The 15,815-nt window shown below is 42.1% G+C and carries 24 protein-coding genes; 16 read left to right on the top strand and 8 right to left on the bottom strand.

All coding sequences use genetic code 11. From position 1 onward, the window contains the following. Positions 1 to 143 precede the first annotated feature (143 nt). From QT994_RS10785 to QT994_RS10730, 13 genes are all read left to right on the top strand, one after another. Positions 144 to 467: a hypothetical protein gene (locus tag QT994_RS10785; RefSeq protein WP_333174283.1), complete on the top strand. Its 324-nt coding sequence runs from the start codon at positions 144 to 146 to the stop codon at positions 465 to 467. Positions 468 to 502: 35 nt separating this feature from the next. After that, positions 503 to 838, top strand: coding sequence for a helix-turn-helix transcriptional regulator (locus tag QT994_RS10780; protein WP_333174282.1), 336 nt, complete (start codon positions 503 to 505; stop codon positions 836 to 838). A gap of 318 nt (positions 839 to 1,156) precedes the next feature. After that, entirely contained in the window at positions 1,157 to 1,774 is a 618-nt protein-coding gene (locus tag QT994_RS10775) for a hypothetical protein (RefSeq protein WP_333174280.1), read from the top strand. 272 nt (positions 1,775 to 2,046) lie between these two features. Further along, entirely contained in the window at positions 2,047 to 2,271 is a 225-nt protein-coding gene (locus tag QT994_RS10770; RefSeq protein ID WP_333174278.1) for a hypothetical protein, read from the top strand. Between the two features lie 14 nt (positions 2,272 to 2,285). Beyond that, positions 2,286 to 2,675 carry a hypothetical protein gene (locus QT994_RS10765; RefSeq protein WP_333174276.1) on the top strand — a complete coding sequence of 130 codons (390 nt, stop codon included), beginning with the start codon at positions 2,286 to 2,288 and terminating at the stop codon, positions 2,673 to 2,675. Positions 2,676 to 2,707: 32 nt separating this feature from the next. Next, positions 2,708 to 2,950, top strand: a complete 243-nt coding sequence (locus tag QT994_RS10760) for a hypothetical protein (RefSeq protein ID WP_333174274.1) — start codon at positions 2,708 to 2,710, stop codon at positions 2,948 to 2,950. Positions 2,951 to 2,959: 9 nt separating this feature from the next. Next, positions 2,960 to 3,199 carry a hypothetical protein gene (locus QT994_RS10755; RefSeq protein ID WP_333174271.1) on the top strand — a complete coding sequence of 80 codons (240 nt, stop codon included), beginning with the start codon at positions 2,960 to 2,962 and terminating at the stop codon, positions 3,197 to 3,199. A gap of 54 nt (positions 3,200 to 3,253) precedes the next feature. Next, a complete protein-coding gene (locus QT994_RS10750; protein ID WP_333174269.1) occupies positions 3,254 to 3,403 on the top strand; it encodes a hypothetical protein in 150 nt (49 codons plus the stop codon). Positions 3,404 to 3,544: 141 nt separating this feature from the next. Continuing rightward, positions 3,545 to 3,913 (top strand): DUF7694 domain-containing protein, encoded by a 369-nt coding sequence (locus QT994_RS10745; RefSeq protein WP_333174267.1) that lies wholly within the window; start codon positions 3,545 to 3,547, stop codon positions 3,911 to 3,913. Between the two features lie 481 nt (positions 3,914 to 4,394). Beyond that, complete coding sequence (locus QT994_RS10740; RefSeq protein ID WP_333174266.1) at positions 4,395 to 4,526, top strand: hypothetical protein; 132 nt, start codon at positions 4,395 to 4,397, stop codon at positions 4,524 to 4,526. Continuing rightward, positions 4,523 to 4,741 (top strand): HNH endonuclease, encoded by a 219-nt coding sequence (locus QT994_RS27800; RefSeq protein WP_445243894.1) that lies wholly within the window; start codon positions 4,523 to 4,525, stop codon positions 4,739 to 4,741. Before QT994_RS10740 ends, QT994_RS27800 begins: the two co-directional genes overlap by 4 nt. 97 nt (positions 4,742 to 4,838) lie before the next feature. Next, complete coding sequence (locus tag QT994_RS10735; RefSeq protein ID WP_333174264.1) at positions 4,839 to 5,696, top strand: 3'-5' exonuclease; 858 nt, start codon at positions 4,839 to 4,841, stop codon at positions 5,694 to 5,696. Between the two features lie 547 nt (positions 5,697 to 6,243). Further along, positions 6,244 to 6,765: a hypothetical protein gene (locus tag QT994_RS10730; protein WP_333174262.1), complete on the top strand. Its 522-nt coding sequence runs from the start codon at positions 6,244 to 6,246 to the stop codon at positions 6,763 to 6,765. A gap of 71 nt (positions 6,766 to 6,836) precedes the next feature. Here the strand turns inward: QT994_RS10730 and glyA are convergent, their stop codons facing one another. From glyA to QT994_RS10695, 8 genes are all read right to left on the bottom strand, one after another. Beyond that, positions 6,837 to 8,099 carry a serine hydroxymethyltransferase gene (gene glyA, locus QT994_RS10725; protein ID WP_333174259.1) on the bottom strand — a complete coding sequence of 421 codons (1,263 nt, stop codon included), beginning with the start codon at positions 8,097 to 8,099 and terminating at the stop codon, positions 6,837 to 6,839. Between the two features lies 1 nt (position 8,100). Beyond that, a complete protein-coding gene (locus tag QT994_RS10720) occupies positions 8,101 to 8,892 on the bottom strand; it encodes a nucleotidyltransferase domain-containing protein (protein WP_333174256.1) in 792 nt (263 codons plus the stop codon). Further along, a complete protein-coding gene (locus QT994_RS10715) occupies positions 8,882 to 10,330 on the bottom strand; it encodes a pyridoxal-dependent decarboxylase (protein ID WP_333174254.1) in 1,449 nt (482 codons plus the stop codon). Before QT994_RS10715 ends, QT994_RS10720 begins: the two co-directional genes overlap by 11 nt. Further along, a complete protein-coding gene (gene cysS, locus QT994_RS10710; protein ID WP_333174251.1) occupies positions 10,327 to 11,850 on the bottom strand; it encodes a cysteine--tRNA ligase in 1,524 nt (507 codons plus the stop codon). The genes QT994_RS10715 and cysS overlap by 4 nt, the downstream gene beginning before the upstream one ends. After that, complete coding sequence (locus QT994_RS10705) at positions 11,847 to 12,524, bottom strand: hypothetical protein (protein ID WP_333174248.1); 678 nt, start codon at positions 12,522 to 12,524, stop codon at positions 11,847 to 11,849. Before QT994_RS10705 ends, cysS begins: the two co-directional genes overlap by 4 nt. After that, positions 12,517 to 13,545, bottom strand: coding sequence for a radical SAM protein (locus tag QT994_RS10700; protein WP_333174244.1), 1,029 nt, complete (start codon positions 13,543 to 13,545; stop codon positions 12,517 to 12,519). The genes QT994_RS10705 and QT994_RS10700 overlap by 8 nt, the downstream gene beginning before the upstream one ends. 111 nt (positions 13,546 to 13,656) lie before the next feature. After that, a complete protein-coding gene (locus QT994_RS27795; protein WP_445243893.1) occupies positions 13,657 to 13,746 on the bottom strand; it encodes a hypothetical protein in 90 nt (29 codons plus the stop codon). A 343-nt stretch (positions 13,747 to 14,089) separates the two neighbouring features. Further along, positions 14,090 to 14,440, bottom strand: a complete 351-nt coding sequence (locus QT994_RS10695) for a hypothetical protein (protein WP_333174242.1) — start codon at positions 14,438 to 14,440, stop codon at positions 14,090 to 14,092. A gap of 177 nt (positions 14,441 to 14,617) precedes the next feature. Between QT994_RS10695 and QT994_RS10690 the strand changes: the two genes are divergently transcribed. The 3 genes from QT994_RS10690 to QT994_RS10680 all read left to right on the top strand — a co-directional run bounded on the left by QT994_RS10690 (position 14,618) and on the right by QT994_RS10680 (position 15,789). Beyond that, positions 14,618 to 14,926, top strand: a complete 309-nt coding sequence (locus tag QT994_RS10690; RefSeq protein ID WP_333174239.1) for a nucleotidyltransferase domain-containing protein — start codon at positions 14,618 to 14,620, stop codon at positions 14,924 to 14,926. Then, positions 14,923 to 15,264, top strand: a complete 342-nt coding sequence (locus QT994_RS10685; RefSeq protein WP_194060142.1) for a HepT-like ribonuclease domain-containing protein — start codon at positions 14,923 to 14,925, stop codon at positions 15,262 to 15,264. The genes QT994_RS10690 and QT994_RS10685 overlap by 4 nt, the downstream gene beginning before the upstream one ends. 288 nt (positions 15,265 to 15,552) lie before the next feature. Beyond that, positions 15,553 to 15,789: a hypothetical protein gene (locus QT994_RS10680; protein ID WP_333174235.1), complete on the top strand. Its 237-nt coding sequence runs from the start codon at positions 15,553 to 15,555 to the stop codon at positions 15,787 to 15,789. Positions 15,790 to 15,815: the final 26 nt, after the last annotated feature.

Genomic DNA, 15,815 nt, shown 5'->3' with positions numbered 1-15,815 from the left:
TGTTTTTAGTAATGTTTCTCGCAATGTTTTTAGTAATGTTTCTCGCAATGTTTTTAGTAATGTTTCTCGCAATGTTTTTAGTAATGTTTCTCGCAATGTTTCTAATGCTTCGCTTGTGAGGGTTTGAGATGGAGGACTAAATAATGGCAGAATTTGAGACAGAACATGGTACTTGGGAAAGCAAAGATGGCAAACTGGTAAAATACACAAAAGAAAGTTGCCTACTTAATAGCTATGACGATTGGAGCGAGTATCACCTCCAAATTACCAGATGGCCAAAAACTACATCAATTGAGATTGTAGTGATTAGTGGCGATGAAGGATATGACTCTGAAAGCCGATGGTCAAACTCAACAGTTTATCGGTATATCAAACTGCCTCATGCAGAATTTGATGCACAAAGAGAGGAACTAATTCAGAAGATTGTCCAGCTAGCAAATCAACAATTTGGTTATATAACCTTTTAATAGCGCATATCTGGGTCGCTCCCAGAATTCTTACCATGTACGACCAAAGCAAGATAACGCTAGGCAAAACCATAAAAAATGCTCGGCAAGAGTACGGTTTTAGCCAGAAAGATTTGTGTAAATTGCTGATTGTGCCATCAGACAGTTTTGAGACGATCGATCGTTGTCTGCTAGCAAAAATCGAAAACAACCGAGTTGATGTGCGATCGCCTGAGTATGACTGGCTGATATCCAAATTAGCTGAAATATTTTCTTGTGATATTGTTTGGCTTGAACAAATCCGTCAGCAAACCGAAGTCGAACCTTTCGATTTCAGCAAAGCGCTAGCCGTATTTCCCGTTTACTTCAACGAGAAAACCTATGAGCTATAAAACAGTGTATCTGCATAGGGTGGCAGAACAAACCGTCAATCGTAAGCTCAGACGGGCGTGAAGTTGTTCATCACTTGGACGAGAACAAATCTAACAACTCGCCAGAACCCCTGGTAATTTGTTCTAGTGCTTCTGTTCACAGACGCCCTGAATGTCCGCTCTCGGTGACAAAAACTTGAAGTCGAGCGAACTCTGATTCAAGTTGAGGATTTGTGGTTATAAAAGTTAGAAATACTTACACATCACCTCAGCGTCGGACTGTGTAACTCTGCCGATTTTCGGCAAAATTCAAGTTGAATCTACTTTGACCTTTCACCTATGAAAATATTTTTCCTTGACCTAGACGGTACACTCCGCCAAACGAAAAGCGGGGAAACATTCATCAACCGACCAGACGATCAACAAGCGATTCCCGGAGCTTTAGCAGCAACCGAATATTTGAGTTCAATCGGATTCATTCTCATTGGCATCACCAATCAAGGTGGATGTGCTGCAATTGACCCTGCCACCAACAAACCACGGAAAAGTTTAGAGGATGCGATCGAGGAACAGAAGATTACCCTAAAGCTTTTTCCCAAGTTGTCGGAGATTTATTTTTGTCCAAGCTGGGGTGAAAACTGTTTTCAAGTTTCTCGCTCTGGTGAAATCAATTCTTTTCAGGCGCCGATCGGTAACAGCGGTGGCTCAATCTCATGTCGGAAACCAGGACACGGAATGCTGTTACAGGCTGTTGCTGGCATTCATTCGGATGCTGACCCGGTTGACTGGGGGGATTCATGGATGAGTGGCGATCGCAACGAAGATGAAGTCTGTGCAGCATCAGGGATTGTCAATTTTATTTGGGCAAATCTCATGCTCAAACGGTTTGGCGGAGCTGATTGCCAAGAAACCCCCAACGAAATAGTTAAAAAGTTTGATCGACTGATTCAACACTAATTCAAGAGCGTTTTGCCGGATCGCTCCCGGCTTTATTTCCCTGAGAATGCCAAAACTTTTACTCACAGGTCTAACTGCCATCACTTTGACTGCTACTGCTACTATCTATTTGCTATAGATAGAGACACAGAAAGAAACCCAAGAAATTGAGAAATATTTTGGTGAATATCAGGAAGCTTATCAGATCGGCATTCAAATCGAAGAACTAGAAGGCAATAGTAAAAAGTCACAGTAATGCTTCGCTGTAAGGTGGTGTTGCTTTTCTCAATGCTATGAACTTAAAAGAATTAGTTCGGTTTCTGAAATATGAAGCCGACCTCCCTAACTTTTTCCAGACTTCTGCCAACTATTACTACCACAATCAACAACTACCTTCAGAGATTGAAACTCAGAAAATCAAGGTAGCTTTAGCCGTCAGCGATCAAAAAGAAGGTCAGCAGCCAAAGAGTAATGATCCACTCTATCAACAAGCCTATCAAATCGCTCAGTCTATTTAATTGGAGCTGATAAGATGGACGGCATTAATATTTGGTCTGGCTCTGATATTGGGATTGGTGCAGCTCTGACCAATCCCACAGAGCTAGCTTTCCGAAAGGGCAACATCAAAAAGTGCTACCCGGTAACATTCAAAGGCGTGAATTTCCGTGATGCTGAATCTGCCTATCAAAAACACAAAAGCCCTGATATGCAGGAATCGATCGAGATTATGACGGAAATCATTGAGTGCAAATTACAGCAACATCCGCGACTGTTTGAAGAAATTACCAAACGAGGCGGTGTTGAATGGCTTAAGCAATGCCGTCACATTGTTGGAGTCAAAAATAGTCGTTGGGAAGGCTACGGATTGGAAAGCAATTTCATCCTGTGCTTGGTATTTGCCTATCAATTGTGTAGTGAATAGCGTGATTGCCGGGTCGCTCCCGGTCTTAAATTATGTCTAAACCTAATTCGGAAATCAAGTTTGCGATTCTTAAGGCGAGTTATTGGGTTGGCAGTGCTACTGAATATGGTTGCGTTTACTGGCTTCTTGAAATGAAAGGGAAATGGACTGAAGAATTTGAAGCAGCCGAATTCTTCGATACTCGATCGGCTGCTGAATTACGCTTAGCTGAGGAGAACCAGGCATCTGAAAATCCTCATTGTTCCATTATTGAGGTTGAACTCTACCGGGATTAAGAACCAGCAATGAAAAGTACATTTTACTGGTCAAACTGGAAATTTACAGTCGAAAGCTCTTGTTATTATGACGATTCACCAGGGAATGTATTTTACTTAGAAGCAATCGTTATGCCAGAGCTTGAATTAGTAGCTAAGTCTGAACTCAAAGGTTGGAATCGATCGCTAGCCGAACAAGCAGCTAAGTCAATGGTTGTCTGTGAGAACAAAATTGATGAAAATTATTACTTGAAAACTCTTTTTAGCTAATAATGCTTCGCGTTGAGGTTTTGAGTGAGTTTAATCAGTTAAGGAGTAAGAGTCATGACAATCACAGTCGAACAAATCAAGTCAATAATTGCGGGTGCTGAAGAAACACTGCGACTTTTACTGAACCAGCCAGAGTATCATGAAATAGCAAGCAGTGAGAAATTTGTTACGCAAAATGAATTAGGTTTGGCGGATGCTATTTAGGCACTGAGTGAAGTTTATCGGGCAATTATTGAATCTGAATGCGATTTAGTCAATCCTCCAGAACCAGCTACAGATTCTCGCGATCCGTTTGATTTACTAGGATACTAATCAGCGCATAGCCGGGTCGCTCCCGGCAGTCTTATGAAATCTACAACTGTTAAATGGAATCCACCCACTGCTGAAGAGTTGCCGTGTAATTGGTCAGTTCAGGCGATCGGAGCTGATGGCGGAGCTTATAAAAGTCGTGACGGTTTGATTGTAATAATTTCTTGTTCGATTGAAAAAGACGGTTATTCGTGGGTTCATGTCTCCCTGTCTCGTAAAAAATCAGTTCCAACTTGGATAGATTTGGTCAAAGTCAAAGACATTTTTTTGGGTGCAGAGGCTTTAGCAATTCAGATTCTGCCTGCTCGATCGGAATGGGTAAATGTTCATGAGTTCTGTCTGCATCTTTATCAATGTCTCGACCAACGACCAATTCCCGACTTTCGTAAACTAGGAACTATCTAAAATGAAACTCGATCCAAATGACATGAGAACTTATCCAGTTCAAGACAAACCATGCAAAACTTGTCCGTTTAGTGGAAAAAAACCGTTACCTCTCTCTCCATCAGACTTGGTAATGTACTACCAAAATCTGATGGGCAATGGACAACACATTTGTCATAGTACGAATAACACCAAAATCTGTCGCGGTGGCCGAAACATACAACTAAAATGGCTCTGTTCGATCGGTTTCTTAGATAACCCGACTGATGAAGCTTTCAACGAAGCAGTAAACTGGGCATTGAAGAATAAGGAATCAGCAACGTCAACGACCCATGACTAAATCTTAGCAATCAATTCAAGTTTAATGAACTGCGAAATCAATCTATGAGTCAAATAGAACTGGCTCGTAGATTGACTGCTCGCACAGGAAAAAAAAGGAAGTTTCTGTGAATTCAGTCGAATAGAAAATGATTGCGCTGACATTCCGTATGAAGAGTGGCAAGTGTTAATCTCGACTCTGGCAGCAGTTTTTCAAGCCCATAAAGATTGGTTTGAGGAAGTTCGGAAACAAACCCATACCCCAACTTTGGACACTTCTCAAGCAATTTTCCCCGTTTCTCTAGAAGATCCATGAGCTATCAAACCGTTTATTTGCATCGTGTAATTGCCGAACAGACGATGGCGCGTTCGCGCCCCGCAAGCTACGGCCGCAAACTCCGACCCGGTGAAGTTGTCCATCATCTTGACCATGACAAAACCAATAACTCACCAGACAATCTGGTGGTTTGTTCGAGTGCATCAGTTCATCGGCAATATCACACCCGGTCACTGCCTCAGAAATTTGAGTAAAAGTCAGGCGCTTAGTTACCAACAAATACCGTATTCGTAGTTGCTTTCATTTTCCTCAATGATGCGATAATAAAATGGCAGAGATGGGGAAACTGCAATGGTGGAACTCACAAAGTACAGTTGGTGGGGCGAACCTAACGAACCGCCACCGCACCTGAAAACTAAAAAGCAACTCGGAGAACTTGGTTTATCGCCTCTGAAACCTTTAGGCGTTATCCCAACGCGAAAATACGATGTGTTTCTCTACGATTCGACTAATCCTGAATCCTGCCGACCCAAAAGAAAACCATCTCCCAAACAATTAGAAATTTTGGCTGCCAACCGCCTCAAAGCCCAAATCAAGCGGGATTATCGGGAATGGTATCGAGAAGTAGGTTTCATAGAACGAGATAGAGTGAGTGCTGTTCTTTGGGCAAGAGAACAATTAAGCCAGAACGATTGGGTGATTCTGGATACTGAAACTACGGGATTGGACGATGCTGAAATTGTAGAGATAGCAATTATCGATCGCACTGAAGAAACCTTGCTCGATACCCTCATCAAACCTTCAATTCCCATCCCCGCAGAAGTAACAGAGATTCACGGGATAACAGATGAAATGGTAGCCGATGCTCCTACTTTTCCCCAAGTCTATCCCCGCATTGATGCAGCTTTGAAAAAGAAACGAGTAATTATTTACAATGCTAGTTTCGATATCAAAATATTGGCTTATTGTTGCAGGCTTCACAATCTACCCGTACTGCAATTATCCAAGCGCTCCGAATGCCTCATGGAATGGGCAGCACAGTGGGGAGGAGATTGGAGCTACTATTACGAAGATTATAAGTATTTTCCCCTGCCTGGTGGAGGCCACCGAGCGTTGGAAGATTGTCTGGCGGCGCTGGATTGCCTGAAGAAGATGGCAGGGGATTCGGATCAAATTAATTGCCCCGTGCCGATTCCTCAGAAAAATTAATGATATCCCAATCAATGCCATCATCAGGGAACAGGGATAACTGCCCTGGAGATACGTTAGACTGACCGCGGTTGTGATAGGACAGGTGACACGCGGTACACAGAGCGATTAAGTTTTCAGGGCGGTTGTCCTCTGGTATCCGGTTGCGATGGTGCACCGCCAAAGTTAAAGCACACCGTTCAGATTTGGTTAAGCCGCTTTGTTTACCGGGTCGGGGTTTACTGGGTCTGAGGCATTGTTGATGGCATTTTGCACAACGCCAGCCCGCGTTTTCTTTCACCGAGAGCGCAATCTGTTGCCAATTGTCGGGATACCTCTTTGGTTTAGGCATAGCGGTAAAAGCTCATTTTTTCAAAATATGGCGATCGCTCTGTTAAGTAAATTCAATTCAAAATTATCAGCAGCTAATCAACTTCAACGCTGTCTTGATTCTCCCACAGGAATTCTGCCATGCCAATAAGCGAAAATCTTCAACGGTGGGCTCATACTCACAAGCCTCTTCCCATGCTTCGGTTAAAGTAGCACCAGAGTGAGGAAATTAGTTTTGATGCAGGCTTCTGATGGGTTAATCCCCGCCAGTGTCCAGCAAATTGATTTGTTCGAGCGACCAGTCAGTCATTTTCTGCATTCCATATTTCTTAGTGCCATCTCACCATCATTTCACGCTTGTTTGACTTGGAGAGCGATCGCCAAGTCAGAGCACACCAAATACACAGCAGCAGAAACTCTAGGGCGATCGCACACAGTCCCGGCGACCCCTGGGTTTTTTAACTTGCTATCCTCAACTTGTCCTACTGGTAGAGGTAGGCCTTTTCGATTTATTCGGAATTACTCAATGGCTACGGCTATCAATGTCTATTTGATGTTGTATCCTAAACCCGCTCTTGCCAAAGTGCTTTTGGATAAGCCAAAATTGCTCAAAGTGGGGCCGGCGCTCGATCGCATTTCTGATGAAGCGCTGATGCTTAAGGCTCGCGTGTATGGGGGTGGATGGCATAAGCTGGAACCGAGGGGATTAGGTAATGGTTTAGGTGATAAGATTCTTTTGAGTTATTTGGGCGAGATATAAAGCAAAATAGAAAAGGGATTATTCCCTTTAGTTTAGCAATGATTGATAACTTTTGGAGCCTCTGATTTTCCTTACAAATCATCATGCTGGAAAGCAGATAATAGCTCAGTTGGAATAGGTCGCGTTGCTGAAATTGCTTTAACATTCATTCGTATTTGCTCATAATCCATTGTTTTTTCTGAGCGGCTATTAATAGCCAATAGAACATCTGCTACGATATCAGCAATTTTGATAAAGTCTTCATCTGAAAAACCACGGCTCGTCAAAAAATTGCTGCCAAGTCTTAACCCACTTGTAACTGAAACTGGTTTCGTATCAAAAGGAATTTGGTTTTTATTTGCCAAGATACCTACAGACTCAAGTGCCATTTGTGCAGATAGCCCATTAATACCAATTTTGGAAACATCACACAGTACAATATGGGTATCAGTACCTCCTGTCAAAATGGGAATACCTCTGTTAACCAGTCTAGCTGCGAGAGTACGTGCATTCAACACGACGGATTCAATGTATTTATGAAACTCTGGAGTCATAGCATCTTGAAAACAGGCTGCTTTAGCTGCAATTAAACAACCGTTAGATGAACTCTGCGTGCCTGGGAAAATAGACTTATGAATACTTTTAGAGAGAGAGTTGCCAAACCTCTCAACAGCCTTATGACCCAACATGATGAATCCGGAGCGTGGCCCTCGCATTGTTTTGTAAGTACTAGCAGTAATAATATCACAATAGGGAATTGGAGATTGATGTAATCCTCCGGCAATTAGCCCTGCTAAGTGTGCACAATCAGCCCAAAGAAGAACACCAAACTCCTCACAAATTTTACTAATACCATTAAAATCAATTTCTCTCGGATAGGAGCTACCACCAATAATAAGCGTTTTTGATTGAGTTTTCTTAATGGTTTGCCGAAGCTGCTCTAAGTCAATTCGATGCGTAACCTCGTTCAAGTCAAATGAATAGGTATTATGGATAAATCGAGAGTGAGAAATATGTCCCCCACTTGAGGTACTTAATGATAAAACAGAACCTCTAACATTGGCAATTTTCGCAATCGCTAAATTTGCAGTACTTGAAGTCACTGGTTGAACAAATGCTTCAGGAGTATCAAACAACTCCTGACAAGAACGAACTGCCATTTCTTCAATTTTGTCAATGATCTCACAACCACCATGAAATCTATTTCCCAATCTACCTTCTACTGTTGTCCAACTAAGGAAGCCTGCATTAAGAACATTATTTACATGAATTGAGGGTAAATTCTCGGAAGCAACCAGTTGCAATACTTCCTGCTGTCGAGAACGTTCGGAATTTATCAAATCCAAAAGGGACATATTAGGAAACCTCCGTCGGTGAAATTATGAAATTTGGATAACTGTACCATTCCTTGACCCATTCTTGATCTTTGATTACAAAGAAGCCGTCATGATATTGAATAATTTTGTTACTTAACAGGAGAGTAAGCGCATGATCAAAACCCTCACAAAGTGATACGTGATTCTCAGGCAAATCTTTATACCCCAAAAATCTTCCTTCCCGTCTTCCACTTTTTGGTTCTGAAATACTTGCCTTAACTAAGTCTTTACTGGTAAAGGTTAGATTACCTGTTAAGTTAATCAAAAACCGTACTAACGCGCAAAAAGCAGTAGTGCGGAAATAAATAAAAGTATCATTATTGCCACCACAAAATAGATTGTGAGTAGTTAGTGCATTAAAACAAAACCGACGCAACATTTTCTGACTGCAATAAAAATCAGGATGTTCAATTCTTTGTGGAATCACTAATTTTCCTTCATCTATATCAAATCCCTCTCCACAGATTCCTTCGATGAGGGTTTTATAAGGTGATATAATGTAAAGCTCATGTGGGATTTGTGCTTGAGTACTAATTCCCAACGTGCTACATTGATTAATAAATTCGAGAGCTAGTGTTTTGCATAAAAACGGTTCAGGATTTTTAGAGAAGACAATCAAGTCAATGTCAGAGTCTTGAGTCATTCGATTGGCAGCGTATGAACCAAACGCAACAATGAAATAACTTTTCAAATTATCTCGACAAAACTCATCAACCCACCGAATTACTGCGGTAGACTTTTCGTAAACAGAAACTACTTGATCATTTTTCATTTGCAGCACGCTTTAGGTTTTCAATAAATTCAATAAGATATTGTTTGGTGATTTTATCTGATGAAATTACAATTCTTAAGGCAGTAACTGTCTCATCACCCTTTACAAGCGAAGTAGGGCAAGGTATTGATACAGTAAATAATTGATATGTTGACTTTAGTCTCATAGCAATTGATATTGATATAGCACTTAAGGTATTAGTGTGTAAACAGTCTGCCTCCCCCTTATACAAAAATAAAACTGACGGAATATCTCCAGTGTGTATAACAACAAAACCAGGGGTACGTGAAAGTTCACCTGAAAACCACTCTGCAATATCTAAGCATCTATCAAATTTTTCTCCAATAGCAATTATTCCATAAGTAGATAAGTGAAACCAAACTTTAAGAGATAGCCATGATCGAGAAGACATGAATGGTGTAATTAGTCCAGTTGAATAATCTCCATCTTTAAGAGGAAACTCTGCCAACAATCCAAGAACGGATAATTCTTTAGTAAGGAGCATACTACAGCCAAATGGTAGACCAAGCGCCTTATGTGCATCAACAACAATACTATCAAAACATTCAACTCCAATCAGCTTATTCTTACTTGACGAGGAGAAAGCCAAGCTAATTCCATGCGCAGCATCACAGTGAAGCCAGATGCTTTCATCAATAGACTTAACTATCTGATAAACCTTTTTAAGATTATCTACTGTCAGAGTTCGGCTATCTCCAGCGAATGCTATCACTGCCATAACCCCCGATTTATGTTTTTTCAAAGTACGTTCAAGATGAACAAGATCGTATTTGAAGTCTCGAATAGGAACAGGAATTACTCTCATCCCACATCCGAGCCAGCCAAGCGCCAATCGAATTCCATAATGGTAAAGGTGCTCCGGAACAATTACTCCACATACTTCTGGATTTGTTATTCCCTTTGCAAAAGCTCCTGGGGTTTTTTTTTCACGCGCTATCATTAACGCACTTGCATTACTTGTAGTTCCGCTTGCCGTTATTAAGCCACCGAATTCAAGCAAAGAAGAAGGAGATTCTACTGTTCGATAGCCAATGAGTTCTCGAAACCATTTAATGATTAAAAAATCCATAGCGGTAGCCGCAGGACTCCATCGGTAATCAACTAAGTTTTGATGTATACCAGCGGCAAGCAATTCACCAATCAAACCGGGAACTGAATCTCCTTTATATGGCAAAGCAAGCTGATTCAAAGCTGTAGGATTTGGTGAAAATGCTAGAAAATCTTTTTGAAATTCGGAGAGCACATTCTTGAGATTCTTGCCTACCTGTGGCATAGAACTCCAAATGGAAGAGGTCTGCCAAATTCCACTCACATCAAGGAGATCTTCCTGGCGACCATTCTTAAAATCCGAAATGATTGTCAGCACATCCTCAAAATCAGAACTTTCATTTAGATGGGTGCTATTAAAACCTGTCAAATTCGCCTCCACTCTGTCCCGTTTGGTTCATCAAACAGCTTTACTCCTGATGCAAGAAGAGTGTCTCTTATTTTATCCGCTAGCTTGAAGTCACGCTGGGAACGTGCTTCATTACGAGCTTCTACTTGCTCCCGCACCCAAGCCTCATCAAAGCTATCACTCTCTGAATATCTAATATCATAGGTACTGAAAACCAAGCCTGTTAATTCATTCATTGAATCGAACCAATCCAAACATTTCTTAAGTTCCCCCTGACTAATTGACTTAATGTTTGAGTTAATCAGTCGAATCCCAGCTATAAGATGAGAATAAGCTGAAGATGTGTTGAGATCATCAAGCAAATCAGTTAGGCACTTATCATACGTCTTTAAAAGTTCATCAAGAAATTTATTGTGCTTAACGGGCTCTCTTGTCGATTCAACAGACAGATTGTTGTCTAACCTTTTCTTAACTGCATTGTAGCAATCTCGGATGCGCTCTTGTACACGAATAGCAGCCTCAAGCGAAGCTTCAGTAAAATTTATATTGTCCCTGTAATGAGAGCAGGTCAGTGCATACCTTAAAGCAAGTGGATCGATCCCTCTTCCCAAAATCTCTCTCACAGTAAAGAAGTTCCCACTACTCTTTGCCATGCGGCGTCCTTCTACCAACAAATGTGCAGTGTGAACCCAGGTAGAGACATATTGCATACCTGTTAAAGCTTCTGATTGGGCAATCTCACACTCATGATGTGGGAATCGGTTATCTTCACCCCCTGAATGAATATCAAAGGATGCTCCAAGGTATTTCATTGCCATAGCGCTACACTCAATGTGCCAACCTGGGAACCCCCATCCATAAGGGCTATGCCAACGCATCAGATGGGCTTTGTCTTTCTTCCAAAGTGCAAAATCATGTACACTACGTTTTTCTGGGTCAGACACGATATCTCGCGTCCCCTCGCGTACTTGGTCAAGTATATTCCCCGACAACGCTCCATACTGAGGAAATTTTGATATTTCAAAATAGACTCCCATAGATGTTTCATAAGCAAATCCCTGTCGGCAGAGACTCTCAATCAACTCTAATTGCTCTGTAATATGTTCAGTCGCTCTCGGACGAACATCTGGCTGAGACAAGTTAAGGGATTTCCAGTCCTCTTCCATGCAACTTGTGTAATACCTGGCCAAATCCCAAACATTCCTAAAAATATTACCATCAGATCCTTTTAATGCTCGAACCATTTTGTCTTGCCCACCTGCATCAGCTACATCATCAACAGAAAGATGACCTACATCAGTAATGTTGCTAACAAAAGTCACACTGTACCCAGAAACTTTTGCGATTCGCACGATAAGGTCTGCCGTCAGAAAAGAACGAAAGTTACCTATGTGAGCATATGAGTAAACAGTAGGTCCACAGGCATAAAACTTGATCACTCCCGGTGTTTTGGGTTTGACGATCTCAACTAAACCCGTGAGACTATTAAAAAGCTTGATATCTCTTAAGTGACGATTTGTTGTCTTATAACTATGATTCATAAGTCAAAAATTGATAGAGGTTTTTGATGAAGACTAGATTCTTGAACTTGTCCCGTTATGGTAAACAAAAGCAATGATTTACGTCCTGAATTGGCTGCACAATGATACATATACCTAGGCCAATATATAGCTTGACCACGCTTCCATTGATGCCAAACACTATTTCCAATTCCTATAAAATGTCCCCAATCCCAGTCATCTAGCGCGACCACATATCGTATGACGTTAGCGTCCTCCCCGTGTTCCTTCCTGTATGAGTTGTACATATCGCAGTGCCAAGGTAACATTTGACCGGGCTGCATTCTTAAAATTTCCGCGACTGGAAATTTCAATTCGCATAAATCCACTATCGAATTGATAAAATCAGGAGGCTCAATTCCTTGTTCACAATATGCTGAAATATTCATGTATGAATGAAATGGCTGGGTTTTTTCATATCCCCATAATTCCATTTCTTCTTCTTCAGTATGCTTATTTCTTCCAGAATAAGAACCCAAAGTAATGACATTCGATGCTCCTTGACTTTGCATAGCTTGGAGATAGGCTTTCAATTCAGGTTTCCATTCTTTCCGAAACCAAGCAACTTCTCTAAAAGATTTTTCCGGAATACTTGGATCAAAATGCCATCCAGAAGCTTGTTTTGCAAGTTCCATCATTGTTTTTGGTTTATTCATTTGCGATCTCTTTTTCTAATAGGATAGAATTCATTGGGATAGGACGAGCCTCATTAGATGGATTAAGGTCTCCCCATCTCCAGAAGCCATAGTCACTTGAAAGATGAAGGCGATGAGGATTGACTTCATCTAGCTTTTGCCGATAATCAATCTGGCTCAGCAAAATTTCTTTTTTCTGAGCTGTAGTAGTATGACGTATATTCGTACCTTCTGCTGTGATGCAGACTCCAACATCACCATATGGGCTCAATCTGACTTTCTTGCAACCTCCGCACGGATATCCACGCGAATGATTTGCAATGATTCCAAATCTAGCTTTAGTGTTTGGTATCGCAAAGTACGAACAGTTTGGGTTTTTCCCTGCAATAAAAACTGGGACTTGCTCACCATAGCTAGACACGATATTCATTATTTCTTCATGCGTTACATGAAGATGATTTATTCTATGTCCTTGAAAAAAAATAGGTTGGTTTGTCTGTAACTCAATAAATCGACACACAACCTTCCCTGAATATTTGTGCGAAAACTCAAGAAAATCCGGGATTTCATCAACATTGGTTTTCAAAACAACAATATTAATTTTTGTCTCCCCAAAGCATTCCACAGCCTTATCAATTGCAGAAAGTACATCTTTCAGGCAGTCTTTACCCGTTAATGACTGGAAACGCTCTTGTCTCAACGAATCAATGCTGATATTAGTTCTTTGTAAACCTGCGTTTGAATAGGCATCAATATTACGACTTAGGAGCAAACCATTAGTCGTCATAGATTGATCTATAAAGCCCAATCGTGACGCGGCTCTGATGATATCGGGTAGCCCCTTTCTCAGAGTCGGTTCACCACCGGAGTAATGGACACGTCTAATACCAACTTGGCTTGCTACATTAAGAAAATCAATAATCTCCTCATCACTAATAACTCTATCTTCTTGTCGCTCCGCATCAGGGTTACAATAGACGCATCGAAAGTTACAGTGCGATTCAAGGAAGATGCGAAGATGAAAATCTTGGGGAGCAAACATTTTTTATATCTCTCAACTACTTTAGCTTTCCAATTCATTAAACTGCTTAACTCTTAATTACATCGTAATTGCGGTCTAACACGCTATTACCGTGTATAAAATTGCAAGCACTTAGTCACTAAATTTACGCTGCTCTAAAGGCTCCACCCACACAGTACAGACACCCGACGTAGCAGGACGCCCCGCAACCTTCAACGTCACTCTTAGACGCCGAACATCTTTTTATCAAATTCCGAGCAAACTTCCCCTTAGCGCTAGTCGCCCACCGCAAAGCTTCCGCCTGATCCTGTCAAATGAACCGCCTCCCCCGGTGCAAACCCTCCTTGCGACAAAGTAAACCCATCCATACCATCAAAGCACCAATACCCAACGTCGTCAACAGAATATCCACTGCCACCACCAAAGAACGCGCAGAAGTGGCTACCCTCGTCAATTCTGTCTGACGAACCAGAGAACTGACAGCAAAAGCAATTTCCCCGACTAACTTTTCATTGCGCCGTAGCCAATAAAACTAACGATCGCCCAATCACTATGAGCGATCGCCTCACACCGAATCATCCATCCACCCGCACTCCGAACAATCCCAATGCACTGGGGGTGTTTCATATTGGGGGAACGGGAACTCACAGTGGGGACACCGACCAGTAAACAGTGGGTGGGTATCCAGCAGCTCTAACTGTTGCTCTGGTGTCCATCGCTGCTGTGGTTGCAAGATTAGTTCGTTGCCATAGTAGCTTGCCCCTTCGGGTTCCCACAATTCCTCCGGTTCAGCGTCGGGGTTTTCTCGAAAGTCAATGCAAGTATTAGTGTTAGGGCCTGTGGGATGCACGGCACAGACTAAATGTGGGTTGCGGGCGTAGAGGAGACAGCGATCGCACTCAGGGAGTTTGGGCATGGCGGAGGTGTTGGGGTTTTGGGTTTGGGTTTAGTTTCTCGCAAATTGAGGTGTTAGTGGCGATCGCAAATGGCGTTGTGTAGCGATAGCTTGCGTAATTGGGCGTAACTTGTTGCTGAAAGTGCCAGACTAGAAATAGCAATGAGGGCACCATCTTAAGACGTTGAGGAGGGTTTGATGACCAAAACAGGATTAGGCATTCAAGAATTACTGTATTATGAGCGATCGCAAATTCTAGCCATTGCCCAAAAGCACGGAGCCTACAACGTGCGCGTATTCGGTTCAGTAGCACGGGGGGAAGCGACCCCAGAAAGCGATATTGATTTGTTAGTGGATTACGATTTAGAGAAAATTACGCCTTGGTTTCCAGGTGGACTATTGCTTGATTTAGAACAACTGCTCAATCGCAAGGTCGATATCGCCACAGTGGATATGCTCAAAGAACGCATTCGCGAGCGCGTTTTGCAGGAAGCTGTACCATTATGAGGCGGGAAGCGGAACGGCTGCAAGATATATTAGATGCAATAGCTGCAATTGAGCGATATGCAAGCCAAGGCAGGCAGGCATTTGATAACCAAGAATTAATCCAAATTTGGATTGTTCATCACCTCCAGATTATTGGAGAAGCAACAAATGCGTTATCGTCCGAGTTAACTAGCCGATATTCCCAAGTGCCTTGGGCGCAGATTGTAGCGTTTAGGAATCTTGTAGTACATGAATATTTCCGAGTTTCGCTGAACCTAGTTTGGGCGATCGTACAGAATAATTTACCTCCGTTGAAGGTAACAGTAGAACAGATTTTACAGGAGTTGCTAGATACGTGAGTTCAGCAGCGTTTCTGGCAGCAGCGTTTTTCCTAAGAATTTCTGATGACCGTAAAAGCGCCCCGTGGTCTAGGGACTTCAATGCCCCTGGACGCTCGATTGGGTATTTTGCTCGTCGTGCACATCGACTGCATTTACTGGAAGCCTGCCTTGGAAACGTTACTGAATTCACTGCGGGTTCAAGTGGTTTTTCGCTCGGCTTTCCCAAATAAAGAATACCGAAAGAAAAAGCATTTCCTAAAAACACCGATTCTTCTAATAAGAAGGTGAAAACACGAATCGGTTAGAATGTTTTCAGACAAAGAAGTGCGGGCGGCACTGGTTCCTAGTTGTCCTATCACATTGCGCGACTGGCACGCAGTTTGGGCAAGCCGAGGAAAAAGGTGCAATTTGCGATCGCAGATTCGATCGAGTATCCAAGGCAAATATCAGCAGGCAGGCTTTCTGCGACAAGGAGATCGGACTGCCGAAAGCACAAGTCTAGCATTGAGATATGCGTTCGCTTCCAATCTGCAAAGGACTTAAGCAAAAAAATCGGGTTTTTAGGATCG

It is taken from the genome of Microcoleus sp. S13_B4, from assembly GCF_036700885.1.
GTDB lineage: Bacteria > Cyanobacteriota > Cyanobacteriia > Cyanobacteriales > Microcoleaceae > Microcoleus.
This window is presented reverse-complemented; position numbering and strand designations above follow the sequence as displayed.

What these genes read in the sequence shown, in the direction of transcription:
- QT994_RS10785 (WP_333174283.1), top strand. Translation starts at nt 144, where the DNA reads ATGGCAGAATTTGAGACAGAACATGGTACTTGGGAAAGCAAAGATGGC.
- QT994_RS10780 (WP_333174282.1), top strand. Translation starts at nt 503, where the DNA reads ATGTACGACCAAAGCAAGATAACGCTAGGCAAAACCATAAAAAATGCT.
- QT994_RS10775 (WP_333174280.1), top strand. Translation starts at nt 1,157, where the DNA reads ATGAAAATATTTTTCCTTGACCTAGACGGTACACTCCGCCAAACGAAA.
- QT994_RS10770 (WP_333174278.1), top strand. Translation starts at nt 2,047, where the DNA reads ATGAACTTAAAAGAATTAGTTCGGTTTCTGAAATATGAAGCCGACCTC.
- QT994_RS10765 (WP_333174276.1), top strand. Translation starts at nt 2,286, where the DNA reads ATGGACGGCATTAATATTTGGTCTGGCTCTGATATTGGGATTGGTGCA.
- QT994_RS10760 (WP_333174274.1), top strand. Translation starts at nt 2,708, where the DNA reads ATGTCTAAACCTAATTCGGAAATCAAGTTTGCGATTCTTAAGGCGAGT.
- QT994_RS10755 (WP_333174271.1), top strand. Translation starts at nt 2,960, where the DNA reads ATGAAAAGTACATTTTACTGGTCAAACTGGAAATTTACAGTCGAAAGC.
- QT994_RS10750 (WP_333174269.1), top strand. Translation starts at nt 3,254, where the DNA reads ATGACAATCACAGTCGAACAAATCAAGTCAATAATTGCGGGTGCTGAA.
- QT994_RS10745 (WP_333174267.1), top strand. Translation starts at nt 3,545, where the DNA reads ATGAAATCTACAACTGTTAAATGGAATCCACCCACTGCTGAAGAGTTG.
- QT994_RS27800 (WP_445243894.1), top strand. Translation starts at nt 4,523, where the DNA reads ATGAGCTATCAAACCGTTTATTTGCATCGTGTAATTGCCGAACAGACG.
- QT994_RS10735 (WP_333174264.1), top strand. Translation starts at nt 4,839, where the DNA reads ATGGTGGAACTCACAAAGTACAGTTGGTGGGGCGAACCTAACGAACCG.
- QT994_RS10730 (WP_333174262.1), top strand. Translation starts at nt 6,244, where the DNA reads ATGCAGGCTTCTGATGGGTTAATCCCCGCCAGTGTCCAGCAAATTGAT.
- glyA (WP_333174259.1), bottom strand. Translation starts at nt 8,099, where the DNA reads ATGTCCCTTTTGGATTTGATAAATTCCGAACGTTCTCGACAGCAGGAA.
- QT994_RS10720 (WP_333174256.1), bottom strand. Translation starts at nt 8,892, where the DNA reads ATGAAAAATGATCAAGTAGTTTCTGTTTACGAAAAGTCTACCGCAGTA.
- cysS (WP_333174251.1), bottom strand. Translation starts at nt 11,850, where the DNA reads ATGAATCATAGTTATAAGACAACAAATCGTCACTTAAGAGATATCAAG.
- QT994_RS10705 (WP_333174248.1), bottom strand. Translation starts at nt 12,524, where the DNA reads ATGAATAAACCAAAAACAATGATGGAACTTGCAAAACAAGCTTCTGGA.
- QT994_RS10700 (WP_333174244.1), bottom strand. Translation starts at nt 13,545, where the DNA reads ATGTTTGCTCCCCAAGATTTTCATCTTCGCATCTTCCTTGAATCGCAC.
- QT994_RS10695 (WP_333174242.1), bottom strand. Translation starts at nt 14,440, where the DNA reads ATGCCCAAACTCCCTGAGTGCGATCGCTGTCTCCTCTACGCCCGCAAC.
- QT994_RS10690 (WP_333174239.1), top strand. Translation starts at nt 14,618, where the DNA reads ATGACCAAAACAGGATTAGGCATTCAAGAATTACTGTATTATGAGCGA.
- QT994_RS10685 (WP_194060142.1), top strand. Translation starts at nt 14,923, where the DNA reads ATGAGGCGGGAAGCGGAACGGCTGCAAGATATATTAGATGCAATAGCT.
- QT994_RS10680 (WP_333174235.1), top strand. Translation starts at nt 15,553, where the DNA reads ATGTTTTCAGACAAAGAAGTGCGGGCGGCACTGGTTCCTAGTTGTCCT.